At 48.7% G+C, this 1,492-nt stretch carries 3 protein-coding genes; all 3 read right to left on the bottom strand.

Annotated elements, in window-relative coordinates:
- The coding region (locus Q0628_RS12600) for a hypothetical protein (RefSeq protein WP_298771493.1) at positions 1-445 on the bottom strand (445 nt) is incomplete at its 3' end.
- Between the two features lie 45 nt (positions 446-490).
- Positions 491-829 (bottom strand): hypothetical protein, encoded by a 339-nt coding sequence (locus tag Q0628_RS12595; RefSeq protein WP_298771491.1) that lies wholly within the window; start codon positions 827-829, stop codon positions 491-493.
- A gap of 81 nt (positions 830-910) precedes the next feature.
- Complete coding sequence (locus Q0628_RS12590; protein WP_298771489.1) at positions 911-1,156, bottom strand: hypothetical protein; 246 nt, start codon at positions 1,154-1,156, stop codon at positions 911-913.
- Positions 1,157-1,492: the final 336 nt, after the last annotated feature.

The raw sequence follows: 1,492 nt of genomic DNA, 5'->3' as shown, positions 1-1,492 counted from the left end.
GGTCAGTCCTTGCGTTGCCACTCTCTTCTGTCCTTCTTCTGTCATGTCGCCGAAGCAGATGGCGATTTTGTTCTTCTTGCTCATAGTTCCTTATGCTTTTAGGGGTTTGACTTATTGTTTGAATGGTGGGAGCGGTCGCCCGCTCCAGGTTGGTTGCTATTAGAAAATAACTAAAAAGTTTGTAATTGCACTTTTCAACTTCAACTGTCATTTCGTAGGTCTCTTTCCAGTCGCTCTCGATGACATAGGAATCAGTCTTAATAATGTTTGCGGTCTCGTTACCGTGTGATTCAATAAAGTCGGTGACGGCGTGAGCGTCGAATGGGAGAACCTTGCGGCCTTCCTCACGAGAACCACTCATGCACAGATGCTGTGCAAAAATTAAAACGATTTGCTCTGGCTTACGCTTCGATGTTTCAATGTAAATGCGCTGCCCGCGCTGCATACGAAATGGAACGGGATGGCTTTCAGTCCGTCGATGGTCATGGCTCTATTCAATGGTTATATATTCTTCGTCTTCCGGCTCAAACACATCCTCGTTGCCGTCATAGTAATCTATGCGGTATCGGTTGCCTTTCAGTTCTCGCACTTGCAAGTTGGCACATCCTCCGTCCGCTGCATGTCCAAGGGTTTCAACGCACCGCACGAGGTCAGGGTCGTGGCGTTGAATTACATGGCAATGATAGCCGAAGTTGTTGTCAGGATCTTCCTGTAGTTCATTCTTGGCAATAGTCTTTATTTCTTCGCGCCCGTTTTCTGCGAGCCATTCCATTGCTGCTTTGGATATGCTGAAACCGCCAAAGCAAGCATTATATACTACCTTATTCATAGTTCCTTGATATTTTGCTTTTAATGCCCCGAAATGCAGAAAAACTACAAATCGGGGCTTTCAGATGTGACTTTTTCTCGTTTAGAACTTCAGTCCGTCGGCTGTAGGCTCTATCTTGTCGCCCGTCGATGGGTCTTTGCTCGATGGGTAGGGGTTCGTGTCGTTCAGACGCTTCAAGTCCATACCCAGCCACATGACCGCCTCCTGTAGCTTCGTGATGGCAAGGCTGCGCTCACGGCTTGGCGGCAGGTTCTTCACTTCTTGGATTTTCTCGTCCAACTCCTTGCGGAGTCGCTTGTTCTCGGTGATTTCTTGTAATCTTTCCATAATTTTGAATATTGAAATAAAATAAGCCCGATTTTCGGGCGTTTTTCGCTTAATGTGTAAATAAATGGAGAAATAAGCAGGTTTCAGTCCGCTTATTTCTCCAATGACGCAGGGCGCGGGGCCAAGCAAGGCTACCGCTATCAATTTTCCGAGCATGGTTACTCGCAGACCTTACAGCTTTAGCGTTCGCAGTCTTGATCCCGCTGCACCGTCGTAGCCTTCCGCGCCCCGATGTCGTTTATCCTTCAAGTTCTCCGCCCTGGTTACCGCCGCCACCTTGGTTCTCGCCGCCCTCGGTGATGTCCTCTTCGCCAGATGCAGCGGCAGCCGCTGTCG

Origin of the sequence: uncultured Fibrobacter sp., from assembly GCF_937877005.1 — a bacterium.
GTDB lineage: Bacteria > Fibrobacterota > Fibrobacteria > Fibrobacterales > Fibrobacteraceae > Fibrobacter.
Note: the sequence above shows the minus strand (reverse complement) of the source record. Positions and strands in the feature narration are given on the sequence as shown.